The sequence below is a fragment of the Kocuria oceani genome, from assembly GCF_029524215.1.
In the GTDB taxonomy this organism is placed as follows: Bacteria; Actinomycetota; Actinomycetes; order Actinomycetales; family Micrococcaceae; genus Kocuria; species Kocuria oceani.
Window position 1 is genome coordinate 1 of sequence record NZ_JARAMH010000051.1, and the last position, 1,125, is coordinate 1,125.

A 1,125-nucleotide genomic window follows, 5' to 3' on the forward strand; every position below is an offset into this window, starting at 1 on the left:
CCCGGCTCGGCTACCTTCCTGCGTCACACCTGTTAATACGCTTACCTCCCCGGTTCAGGTCCCACGCTCCCCGCCACCAGGCACCGGCTAGGCCGGCACCACGGTGCGGTTCGGGTGGTTAGTGTCCCCGGTTCGATAGGGGCGGTTCTTCGCCGGTACGGGAATATCAACCCGTTGTCCATCGACTACGCCTGTCGGCCTCGCCTTAGGTCCCGACTGACCCAGGGCAGATTAGCTTGACCCTGGAACCCTTGATCATCCGGCGGACGGGTTTCTCACCCGTCATTCGCTACTCATGCCTGCATTCTCACTCGTGTGGGCTCCACCACTGGGTCACCCCGCAGCTTCACTGCCCACACGACGCTCCCCTACCCATCGCACCACCTGAACCAGGCACAAGGCCCGGCTGGGTATCGTTGGTGCAATGCCACAACTTCGGCGGTGTACTTGAGCCCCGCTACATTGTCGGCGCGGAATCACTTGACCAGTGAGCTATTACGCACTCTTTCAAGGGTGGCTGCTTCTAAGCCAACCTCCTGGTTGTCTGAGCAACTCCACATCCTTTCCCACTTAGCACACGCTTAGGGGCCTTAGTTGGTGGTCTGGGCTGTTTCCCTCTCGACTATGAAGCTTATCCCCCACAGTCTCACTGCTACGCTCTCACTTACCGGCATTCGGAGTTTGGCTGACGTCAGTAACCTTGTAGGGCCCATCGGCCATCCAGTAGCTCTACCTCCGGCAAGAAACACGTAACGCTGCACCTAAATGCATTTCGGGGAGAACCAGCTATCACGAAGTTTGATTGGCCTTTCACCCCTACCCACAGCTCATCCCCTCCATTTTCAACTGAAGTGGGTTCGGTCCTCCACGCGCTCTTACACGCGCTTCAACCTGGCCATGGGTAGATCACTTCGCTTCGGGTCTAGATCACGCCACTCACTCGCCCTGTTCAGACTCGCTTTCGCTACGGATACCCCTCACGGGTTAACCTCGCGACGTAACACTAACTCGCAGGCTCATTCTTCAAAAGGCACGCCGTCACCTGTTAGGGCTCCGACGGATTGTAGGCACACGGTTTCAGGTACTATTTCACTCCCCTCCCGGGGTACTTTTCACCTTTCCCTC

Annotated in this window: 1 rRNA gene; it reads right to left on the reverse strand. The window is 57.8% G+C overall.

Annotation, left to right across the window (positions count from 1 at the left end):
* Positions 1–1,125, reverse strand: a 23S ribosomal RNA gene (locus PU704_RS19910); the annotation flags it as partial.